At 57.2% G+C, this 22199-nt stretch carries 26 protein-coding genes and 1 pseudogene; 7 read left to right on the top strand and 20 right to left on the bottom strand.

All coding sequences use genetic code 11. The features are described from left to right. Positions 1-6: 6 nt before the first annotated feature. The 6 genes from ACA072_RS12745 to ACA072_RS12720 all read right to left on the bottom strand — a co-directional run bounded on the left by ACA072_RS12745 (position 7) and on the right by ACA072_RS12720 (position 8224). Positions 7-1212, bottom strand: a complete 1206-nt coding sequence (locus tag ACA072_RS12745; protein ID WP_497624620.1) for an MFS transporter — start codon at positions 1210-1212, stop codon at positions 7-9. Then, entirely contained in the window at positions 1202-3607 is a 2406-nt protein-coding gene (locus tag ACA072_RS12740; protein ID WP_497624619.1) for an ATP-binding protein, read from the bottom strand. Before ACA072_RS12740 ends, ACA072_RS12745 begins: the two co-directional genes overlap by 11 nt. 20 nt (positions 3608-3627) lie before the next feature. Next, positions 3628-4293 (bottom strand): response regulator, encoded by a 666-nt coding sequence (locus tag ACA072_RS12735; protein ID WP_497624618.1) that lies wholly within the window; start codon positions 4291-4293, stop codon positions 3628-3630. 150 nt (positions 4294-4443) lie between these two features. Continuing rightward, positions 4444-5604, bottom strand: coding sequence for an EAL domain-containing protein (locus ACA072_RS12730; protein WP_497624617.1), 1161 nt, complete (start codon positions 5602-5604; stop codon positions 4444-4446). A gap of 694 nt (positions 5605-6298) precedes the next feature. Next, positions 6299-7660, bottom strand: a complete 1362-nt coding sequence (locus ACA072_RS12725; RefSeq protein ID WP_497624616.1) for an oxygen-independent coproporphyrinogen III oxidase — start codon at positions 7658-7660, stop codon at positions 6299-6301. 120 nt (positions 7661-7780) lie between these two features. Then, entirely contained in the window at positions 7781-8224 is a 444-nt protein-coding gene (locus tag ACA072_RS12720; protein WP_497624615.1) for a CopD family copper resistance protein, read from the bottom strand. Between the two features lie 445 nt (positions 8225-8669). Here ACA072_RS12720 and ACA072_RS12715 point away from each other — a divergent pair, with 445 nt between their 5' ends. From ACA072_RS12715 to ACA072_RS12705, 3 genes are all read left to right on the top strand, one after another. Then, complete coding sequence (locus tag ACA072_RS12715; RefSeq protein ID WP_497624614.1) at positions 8670-8858, top strand: hypothetical protein; 189 nt, start codon at positions 8670-8672, stop codon at positions 8856-8858. A gap of 123 nt (positions 8859-8981) precedes the next feature. Continuing rightward, positions 8982-9209 (top strand): hypothetical protein, encoded by a 228-nt coding sequence (locus ACA072_RS12710; RefSeq protein ID WP_497624613.1) that lies wholly within the window; start codon positions 8982-8984, stop codon positions 9207-9209. Between the two features lie 130 nt (positions 9210-9339). Further along, positions 9340-9570, top strand: coding sequence for a DUF6555 family protein (locus ACA072_RS12705; protein ID WP_497624612.1), 231 nt, complete (start codon positions 9340-9342; stop codon positions 9568-9570). An 18-nt stretch (positions 9571-9588) separates the two neighbouring features. Here ACA072_RS12705 and ACA072_RS12700 read toward each other — a convergent pair whose 3' ends face one another. From ACA072_RS12700 to ACA072_RS12690, 3 genes are all read right to left on the bottom strand, one after another. Then, on the bottom strand, positions 9589-9810 hold the full coding sequence (locus tag ACA072_RS12700) for a hypothetical protein (protein WP_497624611.1): 222 nt from the start codon (positions 9808-9810) through the stop codon (positions 9589-9591). 105 nt (positions 9811-9915) lie between these two features. Next, entirely contained in the window at positions 9916-10251 is a 336-nt protein-coding gene (locus ACA072_RS12695; RefSeq protein WP_497624610.1) for a hypothetical protein, read from the bottom strand. 71 nt (positions 10252-10322) lie between these two features. Then, the gene (locus tag ACA072_RS12690; RefSeq protein ID WP_497624609.1) at positions 10323-10541 is read right to left on the bottom strand and encodes a hypothetical protein; all 219 of its coding nucleotides are present in this window, start codon (positions 10539-10541) and stop codon (positions 10323-10325) included. A 177-nt stretch (positions 10542-10718) separates the two neighbouring features. Here ACA072_RS12690 and ACA072_RS12685 point away from each other — a divergent pair, with 177 nt between their 5' ends. Continuing rightward, positions 10719-10967 (top strand): hypothetical protein, encoded by a 249-nt coding sequence (locus ACA072_RS12685; RefSeq protein WP_497624608.1) that lies wholly within the window; start codon positions 10719-10721, stop codon positions 10965-10967. A gap of 11 nt (positions 10968-10978) precedes the next feature. Beyond that, positions 10979-11074 (top strand): annotated as a pseudogene (locus tag ACA072_RS12680) (osmotically-inducible lipoprotein OsmE); the annotation flags it as partial. Between the two features lie 19 nt (positions 11075-11093). Here ACA072_RS12680 and ACA072_RS12675 read toward each other — a convergent pair. Then, the gene (locus ACA072_RS12675; RefSeq protein WP_497624607.1) at positions 11094-11441 is read right to left on the bottom strand and encodes a hypothetical protein; all 348 of its coding nucleotides are present in this window, start codon (positions 11439-11441) and stop codon (positions 11094-11096) included. Between the two features lie 118 nt (positions 11442-11559). Next, the gene (locus ACA072_RS12670) at positions 11560-11760 is read right to left on the bottom strand and encodes a DUF2188 domain-containing protein (RefSeq protein WP_497624606.1); all 201 of its coding nucleotides are present in this window, start codon (positions 11758-11760) and stop codon (positions 11560-11562) included. 212 nt (positions 11761-11972) lie between these two features. On the opposite strand from ACA072_RS12670, the gene ACA072_RS12665 reads away from it, so the two are divergent. Continuing rightward, complete coding sequence (locus tag ACA072_RS12665) at positions 11973-12335, top strand: NUDIX hydrolase (RefSeq protein ID WP_497624605.1); 363 nt, start codon at positions 11973-11975, stop codon at positions 12333-12335. A gap of 15 nt (positions 12336-12350) precedes the next feature. On the opposite strand, the gene ACA072_RS12660 is transcribed toward ACA072_RS12665, so the two are convergent. The 8 genes from ACA072_RS12660 to ACA072_RS12625 all read right to left on the bottom strand — a co-directional run bounded on the left by ACA072_RS12660 (position 12351) and on the right by ACA072_RS12625 (position 20041). Then, a complete protein-coding gene (locus ACA072_RS12660) occupies positions 12351-13124 on the bottom strand; it encodes a 1,6-dihydroxycyclohexa-2,4-diene-1-carboxylate dehydrogenase (RefSeq protein WP_497624604.1) in 774 nt (257 codons plus the stop codon). Between the two features lie 213 nt (positions 13125-13337). Then, the gene (benC, locus tag ACA072_RS12655; RefSeq protein ID WP_497624603.1) at positions 13338-14351 is read right to left on the bottom strand and encodes a benzoate 1,2-dioxygenase electron transfer component BenC; all 1014 of its coding nucleotides are present in this window, start codon (positions 14349-14351) and stop codon (positions 13338-13340) included. Between the two features lie 10 nt (positions 14352-14361). Beyond that, a complete protein-coding gene (gene benB / locus ACA072_RS12650) occupies positions 14362-14850 on the bottom strand; it encodes a benzoate 1,2-dioxygenase small subunit (RefSeq protein ID WP_461981499.1) in 489 nt (162 codons plus the stop codon). After that, entirely contained in the window at positions 14847-16211 is a 1365-nt protein-coding gene (benA, locus tag ACA072_RS12645; protein WP_497624602.1) for a benzoate 1,2-dioxygenase large subunit, read from the bottom strand. The genes benB and benA overlap by 4 nt, the downstream gene beginning before the upstream one ends. Before the next feature lie 277 nt (positions 16212-16488). Continuing rightward, the gene (locus ACA072_RS12640) at positions 16489-17448 is read right to left on the bottom strand and encodes an AraC family transcriptional regulator (protein WP_497624601.1); all 960 of its coding nucleotides are present in this window, start codon (positions 17446-17448) and stop codon (positions 16489-16491) included. Positions 17449-17606: 158 nt separating this feature from the next. Beyond that, the gene (catA, locus tag ACA072_RS12635; RefSeq protein WP_497624600.1) at positions 17607-18536 is read right to left on the bottom strand and encodes a catechol 1,2-dioxygenase; all 930 of its coding nucleotides are present in this window, start codon (positions 18534-18536) and stop codon (positions 17607-17609) included. Between the two features lie 55 nt (positions 18537-18591). Continuing rightward, positions 18592-18882 carry a muconolactone Delta-isomerase gene (gene catC / locus ACA072_RS12630; RefSeq protein ID WP_497624599.1) on the bottom strand — a complete coding sequence of 97 codons (291 nt, stop codon included), beginning with the start codon at positions 18880-18882 and terminating at the stop codon, positions 18592-18594. A 10-nt stretch (positions 18883-18892) separates the two neighbouring features. Next, the gene (locus tag ACA072_RS12625; RefSeq protein ID WP_497624974.1) at positions 18893-20041 is read right to left on the bottom strand and encodes a muconate cycloisomerase family protein; all 1149 of its coding nucleotides are present in this window, start codon (positions 20039-20041) and stop codon (positions 18893-18895) included. 127 nt (positions 20042-20168) lie between these two features. Here ACA072_RS12625 and ACA072_RS12620 point away from each other — a divergent pair, with 127 nt between their 5' ends. Continuing rightward, complete coding sequence (locus ACA072_RS12620; protein WP_497624598.1) at positions 20169-21053, top strand: LysR family transcriptional regulator; 885 nt, start codon at positions 20169-20171, stop codon at positions 21051-21053. Between the two features lie 130 nt (positions 21054-21183). On the opposite strand, the gene ACA072_RS12615 is transcribed toward ACA072_RS12620, so the two are convergent. After that, positions 21184-22083 carry a polysaccharide deacetylase family protein gene (locus ACA072_RS12615; RefSeq protein ID WP_497624597.1) on the bottom strand — a complete coding sequence of 300 codons (900 nt, stop codon included), beginning with the start codon at positions 22081-22083 and terminating at the stop codon, positions 21184-21186. Positions 22084-22199 lie beyond the last annotated feature (116 nt).

Genomic DNA, 22199 nt, shown 5'->3' with positions numbered 1-22199 from the left:
TCTTAATCATACTCTATGGTGCTTCTTTGGCGGCGTCGGCAATCGGGTTGCGAGTACCGCAGCGATCAATGCGCTACCTGACATCAGCAGCAAGCCCGCCGCCGCATGTCCGATTGCACCCTCCACGGACTGACACAGCCCATTGGAAAAGATATTGGGCAAAAACAGGCAGCCGAAAAAGAGGCCGATAACGGGGCCCCGTTGCGCTGCCACAACAGATCCAATCATTTCTGAGAGCAATGCGACCGTCGCAATCCCACCCAGGCTGATACCCAACAACATGGACAATACGACGTGGACGCCGGCGTATTCCCAATCCGTGATAAAAATAAAAAACGACAAGATGACCGTCAGCGCCAATGACGCGATCAGCACACGGCGGGCGCCGTACCGTTCAAATACCGATGCACCATAGAATGCGAACAAATTTCCGAATGCGTACGCGCTGACTGCCAATTGTCCAAATTGCCAGGTAAAGCCACTCTCCTCACGCACATGGTAAAGATAGTTATCACGAAAACTGGAAATGCACAGACTCAGTAATACGGTCATGCCCCCCAACAGTAGGACGCGATATGAGCACATCGATTTGGCCAGTGACAGTTGGGCTGGGTAGCTGTCCAGCCGTCGCGGCTCAACCGCCTCGCTGAACCAGGGTTTGAGCAAAATGAAAACCGCAACCGCCATTGGCAGCCCCGCTAAACCGAACGCAATCAGTGGATCATCCCAGCCCGTCGTTTCGTCGATAATAGTGCCCAGATTGACCGCAATTAAAGAGCCTGCCCCCGTGAAAAACAACACCGCAGCGACGACGTTGGATCGGTGGCGCGGGAAGTTACTGATGCCAATCGCCACCATGGCCACGAGATTCAACGCGATCCCGATACCGACCATCAATCGAGCAGCGAACATACCGTGGAAATCCAGGGCGTACGCGGCCCCGGACGTCGCCATTGAGGCTATCAACAGCCCCACCATGGCCACCCCTTTACGGTTGAAGGCTCGCACCAGATACCCTGCCGCCAGACTCGCTGCCCCCAAGCCAAACTGTGTGGCTTCAGAAGCCATTTGCACCTGCAGCTGCGTGAGCCCCAGTTCGTATCGAACACCGCTGGCGAGCACCCAGAAAATGCGTCGGTCCATGGAAACCAACAGGCACGAAAAGCCGAGTAACGCGAACATCCAAAGTGCTGCCGAGTGCTTATCTTTCATGTGCGGGTGCCGATAGTTCCTGATCGAGGCGACGCCACTGCTGCATGATCTCTCGCAAGTGCGCACGGGCATGCATTTCGTCCAACGATGTGTCGGAGCGCAGCAGGCTTTCGAACTTTTGTGTGGCCAATGCAATGTCGATCCAACCCATGGCAAGTGCTGCACCGTGCAAACGATGGGCTCTGTGCAACGCAAGCTGCGAATCGCCGTGAATCACAGCCTCCAGCAAATGTAACAAGTCGTCGAGAATCGACGTTCGGATCTGGTTCAGACCGAGGCTGACTTGACCGGCGGGCTCAAGTTGTTTTTGCACGACAGCCACCTCACACCAAAGCTCAATGGTTGATTTCAACTTGGCAAGTTGAATTGGCTTACTCAGCATGCCGTCCATATCGTAGTCAAAGCAGCGCTCGGAATGGTCATGCCCGGTGGACGCAGAGATCGCAATAATCGGGCAGCGCGGCCGTCCCAGGTCAAGCTCAAGCGCGCGCAGTTCAGTGGCGACGGTGTAGCCATCCTTATCCGGCAAATCACAGTCCAGCAACACCAGATCAAATACCTGCTGTTCAAATTGCAACACGGCCTGCGCTGCATCGGGGGCGAGTGCCGCGACGAATCCAAACTGGTGGAGCTGGGCCAGTAACACTTCCTGGTTGGCACGAGTATCCTCCACCACCAGTATGCGCAGGGTTGCAGTCAGCTCGCCCGCACGCGGTTCGGCAACCTCCGGCGACGTCAAATGCGATGGTTCGAACTGATTACCTAAGGCGAGCTCTCCAGCCGGCGCCGTCGTGACTTCAGCGTACAGCGAGAGCGCCATCACCGTTCCCTCGCCAACGGCGCTAGTGAGCGACAGGGTGCCGCCCATCAGCTCAACCAGCTCTCGACAGATCACCAGGCCAAGCCCGGTTCCTCCGGATCGTTTGTACGAATGTTCTGCCTGTGAGTAAGGTTCGAACAGACGTTCTTGAATGTGAGGAGAAATACCGATTCCGCTGTCGATCACCAAGATATCGAGTTTTTTCAGATCAGGGAGGGCAGTTTCACCCATGACGACCTTCACCTGAACGGAACCGCGCTCGGTGAATTTGATCGCATTGGAAATCAGGTTGTGCAGGATCTGACTCACCCGCCCCTCATCCAGCATCAAAAACCTAGTCGTATCGGGCGCTTCCAGGGTCAAACCGATGCCCTTGGCCTGGGCACGAAGTCCGTAAAGCGCTATCGCCTTCTCCGCCAGCGCTGCGGGATTCACAGCCTCCAGCTCCAGATGCAATTGCCCGGCATCAAGCCGGGACATGTCCAGCACGTCATCGAGCAGGGCCAACAACGTGTTGGCGCCGCTGGTGGCGAGTGTCGAGAGATGACGCTGTTCATGATCGAGCCGGGTCAGGGACAGCAGCTCCACGGCCGCCAGGATTGCGTTCATGGGCGATCGGATTTCGTGACTCATCACCGCCAGGAACTTCGCCTTCTCGCGCTCGCTGCGCACTGCCCTGCGACGCTGACGATGGGTCTGATGGACCAGGCCCAGTAATATTGCGAGCATCAGCCCTGCCAGGGTGACTTCGTGCAGATGCTCATCAAGGATCGACTTGGAATCCGCCGTTGCTCCATATCCCGAGGCGACGAGCCAATGCTTGTGCATATGGTAGGCGCTCTCCACCGATATCGATGCCAGTGTTTTTTGGAGTATGGACAGCAGTATGGTTTGGTCTTCACCCACTGCCATGCTGATCGCGGAATTCATTGAGGCGATCACTCCGGACAACTGCAACACACCTTCAAATTGCGAGCTGAAATAGGGCATCAGGTAAGTTTCGGTACCCAGCACCACGTCAGCGTCCCCCACTTCGACTAGCCTCAGGGCTTCCAGCGCTGAACTGCTTTTTATCACACTGACGTTCTTGACGCTGGCATGTAAAATTGGTTCAAAAGGCCCCTTGGCTGCGATCACGACTCGCTTGCCTTCCAATTGGGCTAGATCAAATATCAAAGGCATTTTAGCTCGTGAGATTACGATGGCAGGACTGACATGGTACGGATCAGTCAATGCGAGGCCAGGGATCGCCAATATCGGGCCGATGCTGCGCACCGTAGAGATCAAGTCCACTTTGCCCTGTTGCAAAAGGGCGATTCGCGCGCCGCCGCCCTCTGTCACTACATAGCTGAAGGTTATGCCCAGCTTGCTCGAGATCGCGTTCAGGTACTCGACTGACAGTCCCGAGAGCTTGGAGTCCTGCATGTACTCCAGCGCACCAAAACCCTCCATGACTGCAACGCGCAGCACCGGATGCTCGGCAATCCAGACGCGTTCGACACCGGTTAGCTGGAGTGTACTGTCCGGCTCACCGGCATACGCCTCTACACGAAACAAGGCGAAGACGAGTATCAAACTGGCGCCCCACAGACACCTCATGGCGAGCCAAGGGTATCTTTGAGTTTGAACAGGCCGTTATTGGACGTCACACCCAGTTTGCGAAATGCAGCCGTTTTTTGCGTGCTGATCGTCTTGATACTGCGGTTAAACTTTTCGGCGATTTCCGAAACGGTCATCCCGGCCAGGTAACAGCGAATGACCTCCTGCTCCCGCGCAGATAGCGATGCCGCTTGCAACGCATCGGGTGACTCCTCGGCGGGTTTTACGCTGGTTTGCGTGGTTGCCTCCGCGACGCTATACGACATCTCCGCAGTTAAATAAACAGCGCCTGATGCCACCGCGTGGATGGCACGGATGAGATTTGGCAGGTCTTCGCCCTTGCCGATAAAACCACGCGCACCCACTCTCAAAGCGAGCGCGACAGTAGAAGGATCGTGATGTGCAGATAAAACCAATATGCGGCAATCAGGGAATTTCATTCGGATCGCTCGAATCAACGAAACCCCGTCCAGTTCATCCGGACCCAATGCGTAATCGAGTAACAACAAATCCGCGGGGTTTATTGGCAATCCAGCCATCAGTTCACGAGTGGTTCCGTAGTTGCCAACCAATTCAAACAGAGCTTCCTTACTGAGGCGGGCACAAAGACCATGGCGAACAATCGCGTGGTCGTCCAAGAGCGCAATACGAAGACGTTTCATATTTGGGTATACCAAGCTCGCGAGACAGCATGACAGCGGTGATCTGACGTTGAAGACTAGTCAGTTTATGGGTGCACGCGTTGATTTTCGTGCGGTCAGAACCAAAAGTTATTTAAAGTGGTGCGATTAGCTTACGCACCTCTACAAGCCTTAGGCGAGAGATTCCTGCATCACACCCGATTGCTTGTCCACCGTCAGCCTGCTCAGGAAAGTTTCAACCTCCATCGGCCTGGAGAGTGCGAAGCCCTGACCATAGGTGCAGCCAAGCCGGCGAAGCAATATCTTGCACGACTCCGTTTCAATACCTTCGGCAACCACCGTCATGTTCAAGCGGCGTGCCAGCGCGAGTGTCGCCGCCACCACCCGACGCGCCGTAGATTTGGTGTCCAGATCGCGAATAAGCGCGCCGTCTATTTTCACTTCGTCGAACGGCATGCGCGCGATTTGCCGCAACGTTGCAGAGCCAGAGCCGAAATCGTCAAGCGACACACCGAAGCCTCGAACTTTGAGCGCGTTGAGCGCGGCCGACAAACACAATTCGTCCATCACTGGAATGTCTTCCGTAAGCTCGATCTTCAGCAAGTGGTTCGGCAAACCCGCCCGTATCATTCGTTCGGCCAAGCGGGCTGAAAACCCTACAGTGCACAGGGTATCGACCGAGGCATTGACGGAGACGGGTATCTGCAGTTGCATCGATTGCAAAGAAGACAGCACCTCAAGCACCTTGGCCTTCACAAAACTGAACAAAAGCAAGTGCAAGCCCAATTTGTTGACCAGTGGGATCAGTATCACGGGTGAAATATCGCCATGCCTCGGATGACACCAACGCACTAACGCTTCAGCGGCAACAATCTCTCCGGTTCGCAAATCATGCTGCGGCTGGAACACCACGCGAAGCCCCTCCCCGGTAGCGAGCGCAATGATGACATCCTCTTCACTCGGCACATCTCGCCTTGCGGGCAGCGACCGATAGGCCATCTTCGGCATAGCAAGAAGTGCGTGCAACGCATCAGCTACGGCTGTGGGACAGAAGGAGTACAGATTTCTTGCGATGAACCCTGCGGCGCACGCCAATTGAGCGTGAGCATCGAGCGCGTTGATGGAAACACCTTCACGCCTTTCTCTGGGCGGGACAACAAGAGAAGTTACACCACTGTATCGCTCCGTCAGCGAAGATACCGTTGACGACTGCTCAGCTTCAGCCAACCAGAGAATCCGCGGAGATTGGGAGCGACATGCCGAGCCATAGTGCATTTTTAACGCGCTGGGCAACATCAGCCCATCGTTACTGGTCGGATTAATCTCAGCCACAAGCACATCCACCTGACTCTGGCTAAGCTGAGGGCTGAGATCCTGCAACCCGCATACAACGCTAAGCTTGCAGATGCCCAGAGACCGAAATAATGATAATAAACGCGCCGCCCGCGGGACATCAGACTCCACTACCATGACGTGCAGGCTCACTAGGTCACTGGGCCCGCAGGCACTGATTGAATTCACGATAATTGTCCCAGAGTTTATTCTTCGGACATTTTAAAGAGGACTGAATGCGCTCGACATAGGACTAGGACTAAAAACGCATACCATCTGGGCCCCATCACTCGCCCTGTTCTTATAGATGTACTCCGCCACCACCACGTCGCTGTTTTGGTAGGTCAAGGGGTTTGTAGGCGCGACGGATCCGCTCTGGGCATGCTAGATCCGGTGTAATGCCCAAGTGCTTTTGCAAAACTGCTCCAGCGCAGCTATTTAGATAATTCAGACTGGTCCTATATCTGTTTTGTGGATTAAGGATCGTAATTCCTGCGTACGATTATTAGTAGGCAGGTGATTGTTAGATGAGCAAGTCCAGCACATGGTTTCAGCTACGCAGTGATTATTTGAGGTCGGTAATTCGTAAGAAATCATTGCTTTCGGCAGTGTTGTTCACTCAAAACGCGGCCCCGGACGGTCATATTTTTCGACCAGGGCGCGATTGAAATCAAATGATGTCGTCATGATCAATTTACTCGCAATGGGGTTCATGCCCCGCACCGCCCGAATCCTTTTCAAACAGGTTGCAGATGGCATCCACTTGCGGCCTGCCGGCCTCAAGAATGCAGATGAAACGGTCGGACAGTTCAATCAACCCGTCACGACTCAGTTGCTCCAACACCGACCAGATGGATGAAAAGTACTGGCGAAAAATCAGTCCGTGACGCGTTTCGACAGCCTGAATATCCAGCTCCAGATCACACGCCAGTCGCTCCATCACGAGTTGCCTGATCTGGCTCCCGGCCTCGCAGCGCCAACCGCGACTGGTCGGCAGCTGATCCATGTCCAGTTGCTGACAATACCGTTCAAGCGCGTCGGTGTTTTGCGCGTACAAATCGTCAATCTGGCTGATAGCGCCCAAACCGAAGCCGATGTGATCGCAATACCCGTGACGGGTAAAACCCTCACAGGTGCGGCGTAACCGGCCCCGCTCCTGCGCAATCGCCAAATCATCATCGGCCCGGACGAACTGCCCCAGGCCAATGTAGTGATAACCCGCGCCGATCAACTGTTCAAAGCAGCTCTGGCGCATCGCGCTTTTATCATTATCGCCACACAGTGCTCTGATTTTGTCCCCGGGTATCGGTCGATAGCGTTGGGGTGGCCGGGAATAATCAAATACCAGCAGGCGGTCCGGCTCCAGTTCGATGATGGTGGCCAGTTTCAGCGCAAAACTTTCGGGTGTCTGCCAGGCATGACCATAACCCAGGTCAACATTGATCGATCGATATCCAAAGGTGCGAGCGGCATCGATCAGCGAATGGATGGGTGCCGGGTTCTGGTAGCAGTCCACCGACATTTCACTGTCGGCACCGATGTCGGGAACGCCGATGCTGACATGGTTGAATCCCAGGTCTCGCAGCACGCCCATGGTCGACCAGTCGGTGTGGTGAAGATCAACTTCAATGCTGTAGTCACCGCACTCATGCCCGAGAAAGTTGAATCGGCCATGAAGATGACTCATCAGCCGTCTGAGGTGGGCGATTGCGGGGGTTCCGCCCCCCAAATGAAACTGCTCGACCCGCTGCCCGGTCCCCAGATGACAACCGACGAGGTCAATCTCGTGCAGCAGACGCTGAAGATAGTGTTCGACCCCCCTGTGCTCGCATGAAATATCGCGGGGGGAACACAAGGCAGGCCTCAGGTTAGAAGGCAGCTGCACACTCAGCGACAGCGGACGGCACTTCTGGCGGCTGACACGTAAGGCACGGAGCAAATCAAGCGAGCCGATACCGTCATGGAATTTTTCAGTGCCAACAGGGCAGTTGGGATCGAACACACCTTGATCGCACCGGATGTCCAGCTCGCGGGGATGGGGGAAAAAATTGAGCATGACGGGTCTCCGAGACGGGCTGCGGACTACCAGTGTCGGGTTCTGGCGACTCATGCACCTTGATTTGTATCAAGCGCGGGCACAGTGCTGGTTGTGCAACAGACCACCGGTCGAGCCTGGTCACCACGTCAGGTAAAACATGCCCTTGGCCAGCAGTACGATGACGACCATGTGGCAGAACAGGCTGCCATGAATGAGATGCAGGTACCGAGCACGCATCCGGTCAGTTTTGAACAGGTACATGGCGACCAGGAAGTGCAGCAGTACGCTGACCGCGACCACGATCTTCAACATCAGCAACGTGCCGAACGATGAGGCCATTGGAGTGGCAAGGGTCGGCCAGTAGCGCAACCAGACCATCCCTGCCCCGGCACCGAACAGCGCCAGCAACACCCATGGCATCAAGGTGCGTGCGCGACCACCGATCCCCTGTTCGACCAGTAGCATGACCTTGACGGGCAACTGTTTGCGGATACTTTCAAGGAACAGGACTTCGAAGAATACCGTGCCGATGAAAATCAGCGCGGCAAACAGATGTAACGTCAGAAATAGCGGGTAGAGCATGGGATTCTCGCTCCTGGCTCCAATGAACACGATTCACTCACAGTGGCTGTCATGTTCATCGTTTTCCCTAGCGTACAGGGCAGTCCGATGCTTACGGTTGATGTCAATCAAGTTCTACCGACAGCCGAGCGGGATATACAAACTATCGAATCTCAACAGAATCAACTCGCCCAGGAAGAGCGCGCTGAATCCGCGCATTTTCTTCGCCTTTCAATTTTGCTTACCGTCAAATTTCCAGCCACAAAGGATAGGTGAGGTGGGTTGTATCCAATCCTCGTCATCCCCGGCTTGTAAGATTCGGGAACGTCCACTTTCTGGCTGAACCGCCACACGTCAACAGGCGCACCATTGCAGTGCAATTGATTGGCGAAAAGCCGTTTCCTCGACTAGGGTTTCTACCGAATCGAATGGCGCTGATTCTGTAGCGCCTGATCAAGGAGGATAGATGACGTCCATTTACAAAGCCGAAAAAATCTATCGCACCTACTCCAGCCCTATCCTGATGGAACTCAAGGAGAGAGAGCACCAGCTGGACGCTGAAAACCGCCAGGCACTTCAGAATGTCCTGGTAGAAAGGAGGCTGCTGGACACTGGCAACCCTTCTGGCAGCGAGCGGCGCCGCCCAACTTCCTGAGCGCTTCCCTGTCGGTGTCCCAACGGTAAACCCCGCCTGTTCATCAGATACTTCAAGCGCGCCCTTGCGGTGGTGGCCAGTAGCCGCTACACATTAAGGTGAATTCGGAAGGAGTACGCCTAGATGATTTCACGATTCGTTGTCGTCCCTGCAATTCCCACGGAAACGGGATCAACGCGCAACGGAACGCGCTTCTACTGCAAAACCGCCCCCATAGGGTTCAACCTCTACGACAATGAAGAAAAGCGAAGGCTCCCCACCACCTACCCAACACGGATAGAAGCCGAAAATGAATGCTCGCAGCTCAATGCTGAGTGCCTCCAGTGCATGCTGGATGAGCGCCATGCGTGATTACGCCATGAGCATGTGCAAGCTGAATGAAAGAAAAACATTGCGTTTTGCTTAAGCGGAACAAAGTCCGAAAACAGAGGGAACTGGCACTACGCCATTAATGTCGTAGTGGCAGCACCTGGAGATTCGGATGACCCGCCCTCGATATTTTCAAATCACCTATGGTTACAACAAGACTCGGCATATTTTTATTCAACCCGACTACCACATGAATGAGGCAGACGCTTGGTACTACGCCTGCCTGCATTCGGGGATCGGGCTTTCGTATGGGGACAATCACGATCAACAAAATTTCGATGCGCTGCGCAGCCATGCGCAAAAATATGGCTTGATTCAGGTTAGTTGGGAGGAGTTACCGTAAGGCCGGAGTGCGGCTCACTCAAGTGCCGCCGCCCACGCCCTCAATCGCCTTTGAAAAGGCCATGCCCGCTTCCTGCACCAATTTGCGCCATTCCACGCCGTTGATCAGTCCGGTGCGCTCCATTTCATCAGCCGCCTTGAGCAACTCGTCGTACTGATCTTCACAATCCATGCGAATTTCCGGCTCGTTGAGGAGCTTGTACCAGGCAGCCAGCGCTTGCTTCTTCTGATCATCATTCATCGCCAAACTCCCAAGGACAGTTTTCACTTGGAAGATTTCCAGCGAATAACCGTTCCTCGGTTCCGACATACGGCGCTTACAAACGAAGTTCACATGAAGTGTGTTTTACAAGCAGCTGCGAACCGCTTTACGCATTGCGTCCGACTTGGCCCACGGTGGCCCCTGATAAAGCGAAACCCGACTGCCATCCTTGTATTTCACGATATCCAGAATTTCGTCAGCCGTAATGATGCTCGGCGCGTTGATCCGGTAGCCATTGGAAATCGCAGTCTGAGTCGTTCTGGAGACTTCCTGTTGCCATAATGGCAACAGACACGCGGCATACTCTTTGGGCGGTTTGTTACTGTATTTGCTGACGTTAGGCTCACCTGGAACCAGGGATGCCGGCAATGAACAACCTGCCAGCATCGCCATCGCTACTCCCCCAATCAACATCCGCATGACGCTTCCTTATCCTGAAAAACGGGAAATGTAGCGCGTAGCGGTCCAGACATCCATCAATTGAATCACCCTCAGGGCGTTGATGGGTGATCGCCAGTGTCTGGATAGGACCTTTCATTCAAATACGCCATCCATCGCTCGTACGCCTCATGCTGCCATTGAGTGACTCGTTCCCACTCCGGACCGCTCAACTGATGAGCCGAAATCAGATTCATCATCTCCGTCGTTGCTGCGTCCAGATCAACAATCAGCGCTTGCGCATGGAATCTGAAATCATCGGTGCTGGTCATTGAAGTTGCCTCGTCCTAGCGGAAATTCGCCACCTCAGTACGACATCACTACGGTTCGTTCGGGCCCATCCTCCCGACAAGCGGTGCGTCTTCCATTCATTGGGCAGCCGACGAACGAACGCCTCGCCCGTTAATTGGGGCTACTCTTTTGTAGCGGGGTATTTGCAGGAGGTCATCATGTGGCTTAACGAAGATGAAAACGTACTTCGGCGTGACCTGCAAAGTGTTGCGTCGGACCTTAGATGGTCGGCAGTGGAACTCTTGCGCCTGGAAAAGCAGCTGCGCCTGGCTGGTAATGATGTAGATGCAGAAGCAGTGCTGAGATTGTGCGCTCTTTTTCAAGGCGATGAAGAGCGACTGGCGGGCTATGCCGAAGAAGTGAAAGCCAAAACCATCAGTCGGACGAAAGCTCAGAAAGCTCATTAGCGGGAGCGTTCAAGGTCGACCACAAAAGCTTTCTGACCTGCGCGCAATGGAGTCACGCACGGCAGAAAGCCATGGAACCTTCTCGCAGTTCAGGCGACGGTTACTAGCCGAGATGGCTGACTGGAACTAGCCGGACACCGGCTTATTACAGGTATCGCGCCATTTATCCGCGAAGGTAATAATCGCTTTGCTTTTGAGTTCTTGAGAATTGCGGACAGGCTGGCTGTACGCTTCGTTGATCAACATGGCACCCAACTTGTCATGATCAGGATTACCCGACTTCACGGCCAGCAGACTTTCTTTCGATTCGCCCTTTTGCCGGGACTGCATGATCGATCCGGCCAATGTTCGGAAAACATCGCAGACCTGTTGATTGGTGTGAATCTCGCCTTGCGTCTGGGCTAGAGCCTGACCGACAACCGCAACGTAAAGAGCTGGCACTATTGCCAGAGCAGCCCAGCGACCTTTCAACATGCTTTCTTCCTTGAATTGAAAGCGGCCACCCTATCACCCAAATGTCACGTTTAAAATCCTCTCGCTCCTGGTTTGAAGACAAAAAAAGCCCTGGCATGCCAGGGCTTCAATCGCTTGCTTATTCTGGGTTCTGGCTTGCAGTCGATCGACCCGCTCTGGCTTTGTAGGCAGGAAGAGCGGCTGCAAACGCCAGTGCCTCCTCTCTACTGCCAAAGGCACCGAGCCGGTCACCTTTGGTGCAGACCCGCCAGGGGCCGTTGTTTACGCTGATTACGTCATAACCGTTCATGTGCATTTTATTCAGCATCGGAACGCTCATAGTCACCTCCTTTTCGGCAGTGATAAGCCACGATTGACTTGGCTACCTTACACCCGCCCCTTGCCCAAGTGCCGACCAGACGTCGCGTCGGGTTTACGACATTCCTTATGCACTTTCTGCAGTTCCCTCGACTCCAACCCTTGAAACACGGGCCTCGGCCTGAATATTGCATTTTTATGACTGTTTTATGACACGCGGCGGTTTAGTAACACATGAAAGTACGGGCAACAGTCATTTGCGAGCAGGATCGGTATGTTCTCCTGGTGCGCAAACCCAGGTGTCGCTGGACCTTGCCCGGAGGAAAAGTCGAGCGTGGTGAAACCACGGCGGGCGCAGCCATGCGCGAACTCCAGGAAGAAACCGGGCTGGGGGTGGACGGCTTGCTGTACTTGATGGAGCTGGAAACGGGCAGTACCCGGCACCATGTTTATGAGGCGTCGGTGCTCAACTCGGACGAAGCCCGGCCACAGAACGAAATTTTCGATTGCATGTGGTATCCGCTGGACGCGGTCCAGAACCTGAACACAAGCGACGCCACGCTCAAGATTGTCAGAGCTTTTCAGCGTCGCCTGTAGGTTTGCGCAGTCGTCTCAGCCCTGGTCGCCGCCACCCACCGGCATGATCATGCCAGTGATGTACGATGCTTCGTCGCTGGCCAGAAACAGGATAGCGCCCGCCTGCTCATCCAGCGTGCCGTAGCGTTTCATCAAACTGCTGTCGAGCGTCTGGTCGACGATCTGCTGGTACCAGGCCTTTTCTTCGGTGCTCTGCTCGGCGCTGTTGCGCGGGATGACCCGCGGCGGTGCTTCGGTGCCGCCGGGCGCGGTGGCATTGACCCGAACCCCACGCCCGGCGGTTTCAAATGCCAGGCAAGCGGTCAGCGCGTTGACGCCGCCCTTCGCGGCGCCATACGGCACGCGATTGATGCTGCGGGTGGCGATGGAGGACACGTTGACGATCGCGCCACTGCCCTGCGCCAGCATGAATGGCAGCGCGGCATGGCAGCACCATAATGTCGGAAACAGCGAACGGCGGACTTCGGCCTCGATCTGCTGCTCTTCATAGTGCTCGAAAGGCTTGGCCCAGATCGTACCGCCCACGTTGTTGACCAGCACATCCAGACGCCCGAAGCGCTCGACGGCGGTGCGCATCACACGGCTGCATTCGCTGTATTGCTCAAGGTCCGCGGTCAGGGCAAGCACCTGGCTGTCCTGCGCCAAGTGTTGCTGCACCTCGAACACCAGGTCCGAGCGATCAACCAGAATCAATCGCGCTCCTTCAGCCGCCATACGCTCCGCCACCCGCCGACCGATGCCTTGTGCGGCGCCGGTGATCAGCGCGACTTTTTCCTGAAATCTGTTCATGTGTACCTCAAGACGAAAATCAATTTCGCGGGAACGGCTATCTCTGTAGCAGCTGCCGAGCCTGCGAGGCTGCGTTCGGCTGCGCAGCAGTCGTAATACTTGAGTGCACAGTCTTCCTGATGCACCGCATTCACTGATCTCACGACTGCTTCGCAGCCGAACGCAGCCTCGCAGGCTCGGCAGCTGCTACAAAGACGGTGTCGTTGCTGATATTTATGCCGCGCTGGCGGCGAATTTTTCGTAGTAGAAGTTCGCAGGTGCGACACCCTGTTCGCGAATGAACTGGCTGACCGCTTCGACCATCGGCGGCGGGCCGCACAGGTAGACGTCGACGTCGCCATCGTTCAAATGCCGTGGCTCGATGTGCTGGGTCACGTAGCCCTTGAGCGGGTGCTGGCTGTCGGGGTTGGCCACGCAGGCACTGAAGCTGAAATTCGGGATTCGCGCGGCAAACACTTCGAGCCGATCCAGTTCCACCAAATCGAAATCGTTGGTCACGCCGTAGATCAAATGCAGCGGATGTTCACTGCCCTGCTCGGCGATTTTTTCCAGCATCGCGGTGAACGGCGCCAGGCCCGTACCGCCGGCCAGCAGCAACAAAGGACGGCGAATGTCACGCAGATAGAAACTGCCCAACGGCCCGGCTAGGCTCATGCTGTCGCCGGCCTTAGCCATGCCGGTGAGGAAGCTGCTCATCAAGCCGCCAGGCACGTTGCGGATCAGGAAACTGACTTCGCCATCACGCTGCAGCGAGCTGAAGGAATAAGCACGGGTCTGCTCGCTGCCGGGAATCCCGAGGTTCACATACTGGCCCGGCAAAAACGCCAGTTTGCTCAGCGCCTCGCCCTTGATCGACAACGCGATGGTGCTGTCGGACAACTGCCGCACGGCGCTGATGGTGGCGTCGTAACTGGCCTGCTGCGTACGGCAGACTTGCGATGACGTCGGCACCCGCACCACGCAATCGCTCTGGGCGCGCATCTGGCAGGTCAGGACAAAACCCTGTTCGGCTTCGTCCGCCGTGAGGGCATCTTCGATGTATTCCTCGCCCAAGTCATAACGACCGGCTTCGGCGAAACACTTGCAGGTGCCGCAGGCGCCGTCGCGGCAATCCAGTGGAATGTTGATGCCTTGGCGATACGCCGCATCGGCCACGGTTTCGCCCACATTGGCGTCGATGAACCGAGTGACGCCGTCTTCGAAATTGAATGCAATGGAATGAGTCATGACGGCCGCCTCAGAGGTGGTAGACATCGATGACCTGGCGAACGTAATCGTTCTTCAGGATCACTTTCTTGGCCTTGATCAGCGGGTTTTCACCGCGCACATCGAGGGTGTAGAAACTGCTGCCGAAATAGCTGTCGACGGTCTTGTAGCGAAAGCTCAGGGTGTGCCAGTTGAAGCGCACCTTGCACAGGCCGTCGGCTTGCTCAAGCAGCTCGATGTTGCTGATGTTGTGCGAAGTACGGGTGTCCGGAACGCTGGCGCTGGAACGCTCGGTCTTGATGCGGAAGATGCGGTCTTCCAGGCCGGTGCGGTTGCCGTACCAGATCAGCGAGATCTCACGCTGCGGGTCCTCGGTCAACTCATCGTTGTCGTCCCAGGACGGCATCCAGAAGGAGGCATCGGCGGCGTACAGTTCCAGCCAGTCGTCCCACTGCTTGTCATCGAGGTAGCGCGCTTCGCGGTAGAGAAAATCGCGCACGGCGTCATAAGTGATGGTCATTGCACGGCCTCCACAGCGATCAAATCGGGCTGTTCGGCGGCCAGGGCCTTGAGCATGGTTTGCTGCCAATACTTGTGTTGCAGCACGAACAGGCCTTCGTCTTCGGTGCGCACGCCGCTGAGCAGCGGATGTAGGTCAATTTCCTTGGCCGCTTCATCGGCACCTTCGACCCAGTGCTCGGCGCCGCGGGACATGTCATTCCACGTCGTGACGCTGCCCTGATAGCTGGTCTGGCACGAGCGGAACTCTTCCAGATCATCCGGGGTGGCCATGCCGCTGACGTTGAAGAAGTCTTCGTACTGACGAATCCGGCTCGAACGGGCGTGGTCGCTTTCACCTTTGGGGGCGATGCAGTAAATGGTGATTTCCGTGCGGTCGACCGAGATCGGCCGGGCGATGCGGATCTGCGAGCTGAACTGGTCCATCAGGTACACGTTCGGATACAGGCACAGGTTGCGCGAGTTCTCGATCATCCAGTCGGCGCGGGCCTTGCCAAAATCCTGGGCCAGTTCATCGCGACGCTCGTAGAGCGGACGATCCTCGGGGTTGGACCAGCGGGTCCAGAGCAGCATGTGGCCCTTGTCGAACGAGTAGAACCCCCCGCCCTGTTTGGCCCAGGTCCCGGCGCTCATGGTCGGGTTGCTATCGCCGGCTTCACGCTGTTTGCGCTGATTCTGGGTGGCGGCGTAGTTCCAGTGCACGGAGCTGACGTGGTAGCCATCGGCGCCGTTCTCGGCGGTGAGTTTCCAGTTGCCTTCGTAGATGTAGCTTGAGGAACCGCGCAGCACTTCGAGGCCATCGGCGGACTGGTCGACGATCATGTCGATAATCTTGGCCGACTCGCCCAGGTGTTCAACCAGCGGCACCACATCAGCCTTCAAGCTGCCGAACAGGAAGCCGCGATAGGACTCGAAACGCGCGACTTTGGTCAGGTCGTGGGAGCCTTCGCAGTTGAAGCTCGCCGGGTAGCCCGCAGCGGCCGGGTCTTTGACCTTGAGCAGCTTGCCGGAGTTGTTGAAAGTCCAGCCGTGGAACGGGCAGGTGTAGGAGCTTTTGTTGCCGGTCTTGTGCCGGCACAGCGTCGCGCCGCGATGGCTGCAGGCGTTGATGAAGGCATTGAGCACACCTTCCTTGTTGCGCGCGATGAAGATCGACTGACGCCCCATGGTGGTGGTGTAGAAATCGTTGACATTGGGGATCTGGCTTTCGTGCGCCAGGTACAGCCAGTTGCCTTCGAAGATGTGTTTCATCTCCAGGTCGAACAGCCGTGGATCCGTGAACATCTCGCGCTTGCAGCGATAGATGCCCTGTTCTTTGTCGTCTTCAAGCAGGGAGTGAAGGTATTCGGGTCGCAGGGACATGGCCGCCGCCTCCATTGTTTTTATTCAGGCAGGGCCATGCTAGGACGGGGGGATGCGGGGGACTATCCGATGGGTGCAGACGTGTATCCGATTACTGCAAACGGCGCACTTCCCTGTAGCAGCTGACGAGCAGCGCGAGGCTGCGTTCGGCGACGCAGTCGTCGTAAACCCTGCGAACGCGGTTTTCCTGATGCACAGCGGGGGCTGATTTCACGACGACTTCGTCGCCGAACGCAGCCTCGCGCAGCTCGGCAGCTGCTACAGGGTTTGTGGTGAGTCAATCGCGGCGCTTGAGGGTGTCGGAGGGCAATTCGCCGAACTGTTTGCGGTAGCTGTCGGAGAACCGTCCCAGGTGCAGGAAGCCGTAATCCATGGCCACTTCCGTGACGTTGCGCACGTTGCAGGTCGGGTCGCTCAGGCACAGGTTGATGCGTTCGAGTTTCTTCTGCCGGATGTAGTTTTTCGGCGACGTGCCGGCATTGCGCTCGAACAAGCCGTACAGCGAACGCAGGCTCATACTGGCCTGGCGCGCCAGTTCTTCACTGTCGATGTCTTGCTTGAGGTTGCGCGCGATGTAATCGGCAATCCCTTCGAACGTCGCCGACGACGAACCGAGGCTGCTGCGGATCACGTTGGTCTTCATCAGGCTGAGCATCTTGCTGACGATGATCTGCGCGTAGTGCTCCTGTACCCGGGGGATCTGCTCGGTGGCTTCAGCCTCCTGGCAAATCATCGCCAGCAGACCGACGAAACCTTCCAGCTGATCGAGCTGATAACGGTTCTCCAGAAACCGCACGCCCTGCCCCGGATAGCGCCAGCGTTGCTCCTCGCACACCGATTCAAACAGCCGGGTCGGCACTTTGAGAATGAATTTTTCGCAATCGTCGGAGTACGTCAGGTCCACCGGATCGTCGGGGTTGATCAGCAGCAACTCACCCGGCGCAAAGTAATGTTCCTGACCGTGACCGCGCCACAGACAGTTGCCACGCAACAGCACTTGCAGGTGATAGATGGTTTCCAGCGCGCCGGAGGTCACCCGCACGCTGGCGCCGTAGCTGATGCGGCACAAGTCGAGGCTGGCGAATTTGCGATGATCGAGGCTGGCCAGCGGACGGCCGGCCCTGGGCATGAGGATGCAATGGTTGCCGACGTGCTGATTCACGTAACCCGACACCGCGTAAGGGTCGGCATGGTCGAATATTCTGCTGCGCTGACTCAATAATTGCGCGTGCATCATCGGGTCACTCTCGTTGTTGTTATAGGTGTTGTCGGGCCATTCTAAGGCAGGACCTGCAACGGTGTGTCAGTGGGCTGACCTGTGGAATGCTCTGGCCCCTTCGTCGGAACGCCGCCCGGAGCAAGCCCGTTCCCACAAGGGTCAGCGGGTCGAGGCAATCAATCCTCCAGCGCGCGAACCCGTTCGTGACGCTGCTGCTCTTCAGGTTGCGCCGACGTCTGCAAAGTGAAATCAAAGTCGATTTCGGCAAACCGGCCACTGACACCATGCGCCGCCGCACGCTGCGGATCGTCGCTGAAGGTGATGTGGGCAATCAGCTCGTCGCGGGTGGCATAGGCGAAATCGTCGTGCAGGTACTGGTCACCGTCGAGGTTGATCTGGGTGGTCAGGTGACGATGGTCCGGCGCGGAAATGAAGAAGTGAATGTGCGCCGGACGCTGGCCATGACGGCCCAGTTGATCGAGCAGTTGCTGGGTCGGACCGTCCGGCGGGCAACCGTAGCCCGACGGCACGATGCTGCGGAAGCGATAGCGACCCTCGGCATCGGTGACGATGCGGCGGCGCAGGTTGAACTCCGATTGAGTGGTATCGAAATAGGAATAAGTGCCACCCGTGTTGGCGTGCCAGACATCCACCACCGCGCCGGCCAATGGTTCGCCAGCGGTATTGCGCACCTGGCCCTGCATGAACAGGACCACGCCTGGATCAACGCCATCATCCAGTCGCGCCTCACCTTCAGACAGCGGCGCACCCGCTACATACAACGGGCCTTCGATGGTCCGCGGCGTACCGCCCGCCTTCCCCGCCTGCTCGTCTTCGGCGTCCATCAGCAAGTCCAGGTAATGCTCCAGACCGAGCCCGGCCACCAGCAAACCGGCTTCCTGACGCGCGCCCAGCACGTTGAGGTAGTTGACGGCTGTCCAGAACTCTTCCGGGGTCACGGCCAGGTCTTCGATGATGTTCACCGAGTCACGCAAAATGCGATAGACCAAGGCTTTGACTCGCGGGTCGCCGGCGTCGTTGAGCAAGCCGCTGGCGTCTTCGAGAAACTTCTGGGCACTGGCAGTGTGGGAAATCTTGACGTTCATTTTGGATGGTTCCTCATCTTGTAATTATTAGCGTAGCGAACTGAACAGGCTGGGTTCAGCGGTCATCCTCGCGAATGGAAGAAGGATGCCGGCACATCGCGTCGACCTCGATCGCCATGTACGGAAACAGTGGCAATTGCATCAGCAAGTCGTGCAGCTCCTGAACGCTGTCGACGTCGAAAACGCTGTAATTGGCGTAGTGCCCGGCGATGCGCCACAGGTGACGCCACTTGCCTTGCTCTTGCAGGCGCTGGGCCAGGGCCTTTTCATCGGTCTTGAGCCGGGTGGCGAGCTCCGGATTCATGTCGACCGGTAGATTCACGGTCATTTTTACGTGGAATAGCATGATGCTCTCCTCAGGCTTGATGAACGGAAGTGGATGTTTTGTCACGACGGAAAAACGCCAGGCGTTCTTCGTCCAGGCTCAGGCCAAGGCCAGGTGTTTGTGGCACGTGCAGCGCAAAATCGCGATAGACCAGCGGCTCGCTGAGCAGGTCTTCAGTCAGCAGCAACGGGCCGAACAGCTCGGTGTCCCAGGCCAGTTTATTCAGGGTGATAAAGGCATGGGCCGAGGCCAGCGTGCCGATCCCACCTTCAAGCATAGTGCCGCCGTACAGACCGATACCGGCGGCCTCGGCGATGGCGGCGGTGCGCAGCACGGCGCGCGGCCCGCCGTTCTTGGCGATCTTCAGGGCGAACACCGAAGCGGCCCCTTCGCGCGCCAGGTTGAAGGCATCTTCCACGCACTCGATGGATTCATCGGCCATGATCGGCGCCGGACTTACGGCATTCAGGCGCGCCATGCCGGTGCGGTTGTTGCGCGAGATCGGCTGTTCGATCAGGTCAATGCCGTTGCTGCCCAGTATCCGGCAGGCGCGCAGCGCGACCGCTTCGTCCCACGCCTGATTGACATCGACCCGCACGCTGGCGCGATCGCCCAGGGCTTTCTTGATGGCGATGACGTGGGCCAGGTCGCGATTGACTTCGCCGGCACCGATTTTCAGTTTGAAGATCCGGTGGCGACGCAGGTCGAGCATTTTTTCCGCTTCGGCGATGTCCTTGTCGGTGTCGCCGCTGGCCAGGGTCCAGGCCACCGGCAACGCATCACGAACGCGGCCGCCGAGCAACTCGCTGACCGGTAGGCCAAGGCGTTTGCCATGGGCGTCGAGCAAGGCGGTTTCGATACCGGACTTGGCAAAGGTGTTGCCACGGATGCTGCGCTCCAGGCGCAACATCGCGGCGTTCACATTGCCGCTGTCCTCACCGATCAGCAGGGGCGCGAAGTGTTTGTCGATGTTGGTCTTGATGCTGTCCGGGCTCTCGTTGCCATAGGCCAGGCCACCGATGGTGGTGGACTCGCCGATGCCTTCGATGCCATCGGCGCAGCGCACGCGGATGATCACCAGGGTCTGGTTCTGCATCGTGTGCATGGCCAGTTTGTGCGGGCGAATGGTCGGCAGATCGACGATGATCGTCTCGATCGATTCAATGGCAGTTGCACGCATGTCGATACCCGTCAGGTTCTTGAAGTTCTGAAACGGATTCTCGTACGGCTTTTTGCCCACGGCCAATATAGAATTGGTCTGGCTCGATACCTTAAAGGTATTCAACTGATCAATGCCTGGAGGCCCCATGGAACTGCGTCACCTGCGGTATTTTCAGGTGCTGGCTCAAACCCTCAACTTCACCCGCGCCGCCGAGCTGCTGCACATTGCCCAGCCGCCCCTGAGCCGGCAGATCCAGCAACTGGAAGATGAACTCGGGGTGTTATTGCTCGAACGCGGCCGGCCGCTGAAGCTGACCGACGCCGGGCGTTTCTTCCATGAACACTCCACCGCCCTGCTCGAACAGCTGACCAAGGTCTGCGACAACACCAAGCGGATCGGTCTGGGGGAAAAGACCTGGCTGGGCATCGGTTTTGCGCCCTCGACACTGTATGGCGTGCTCCCGGAACTGATTCGCCGGTTGCGCAGTGGCGAGCCCCTGGAGCTTGAGCTTGGGCTGTCGGAAATGACCACCTTGCAGCAGGTGCAAGCGCTCAAGGCCGGGCGCATCGACATCGGTTTCGGGCGAATTCGCATCGACGACCCGGCGATCATTCAGACGGTATTGACCGAAGACCGACTGGTCGCCGCCCTCCCCGCCGGCCATCCGCTACTTGCCGGGCCGATCAGCCTTCGCCAACTGGCCAAGGAACCCTTTGTGCTGTACCCCGGCAATCCGCGCCCCAGCTACGCCGATCATGTGATTGCACTGTTCGAGTCCTACGGCGTGAGCATCCACGTGGCGCAATGGACTAACGAGCTGCAGACAGCGATTGGTCTGGTGGGGGCTGGAATCGGCGTCACGCTGGTGCCCGCATCGGTGCAGTTGCTGCACCGCGACGACATTGGCTTCACGCCACTGCTGGAAGACAACGCGACCTCGCCGATCATTCTCAGCCGGCGCGTGGGCGATGTGACGCCAGGGTTGAATCATTGCTTGAAGATAATTGACGAGTTACTGCCCCCGAGCTAAAGCCGTGATGCTCTCTGTAGCAGCTGTCGAGTGAAACGAGGCTGCGAGCTTTTGACTTTGAATCTTAAAAAACAAGATCAAAAGATCGCAGCCTCGTTTCACTCGACAGCTCCTACAGTGACTGGGGGTTCTAATGAGAATCCCCATCCCACAGCCAATTCCAGATCCCCGGCAACTTCTCTGCCTCGGAACTGCTGCTGACGGTGCGCGCCAGAGCCGCCCGTTGCAGCGCTGCCGTGTCGTCGTAAAACGGCTTTTGTGCCACCGTTACCCCAGTAGCACGGGCGCTATCGAGCAGGATTTGCAGGTATTCGCGGGCATGCCGGGCGGTATAGCGGTTCAGGTCGTGAAAGGTCACCACCACCGGAACCACACCGTCCACCGTCGGCAATTCGCCCAGCGCAATGCGTTCACGCACTTCGGACAGTTGCCGCAGCATGTTGGCCCGCCGCCGAGGGCTGGCGTTGAAGCCCCAGATCTTGCCGTCGTTGGCGCTCAGGTCGGTCAGCAACAGGTGCATGCCGTGGCGCTGGTAGGCGGCGAATACGCGCTTGTCGTAATTCCAGAACGGCGGACGCACTAAAGTAGGTGGCGCACCGGTGATCGCGGCGATGTCGGCACTGCCTTTGCTCAGCGACTGCTCCAGCTCTTGCGGGCTGAGCGAGCGGTGATTGGTGTGCGAGTGAGTCGCCGTGTGGAAACCCAGCACATGCCCTTCAGCCTGTTCCCGGTGCATGACCCCGCGTCCGATGTCGCTGTCGCCGGCCCGTGGGGCACCGGTCTGGACGAAGAACACCGCTTTGATCCCCGGTTGCACCGGGTTCTGCGCGAGGCTGTCGAGTACCGTCATGCTCGGGTTCCAGAAGCTCGACGCGCTGGGACCGTCGTCGAAGGTCAGCAGGAAGCGGATCGGTGGCTGCTCGCGCAGACGCTGTTCGGTCTGCGGGGTCAGTTCGATCGGTGACGCAATGCAGCCAGCCAACCCGACAACGAGGGTGAGCGCACAGAGAACCTTGAACAGCTGTTTCATGGTTTGCCTTGGGCCGGACCGTTATGGTCATCACGTTAAACGGCAAAAACCCATCGCCCATTGATCCATTGTCAGCCCACAGGTAACTGCAGGCCGAGGTTGGATCAGGGTACACA

The organism is Pseudomonas sp. LBUM1656 (assembly GCF_059716065.1).
Note: the sequence above shows the minus strand (reverse complement) of the source record. Positions and strands in the feature narration are given on the sequence as shown.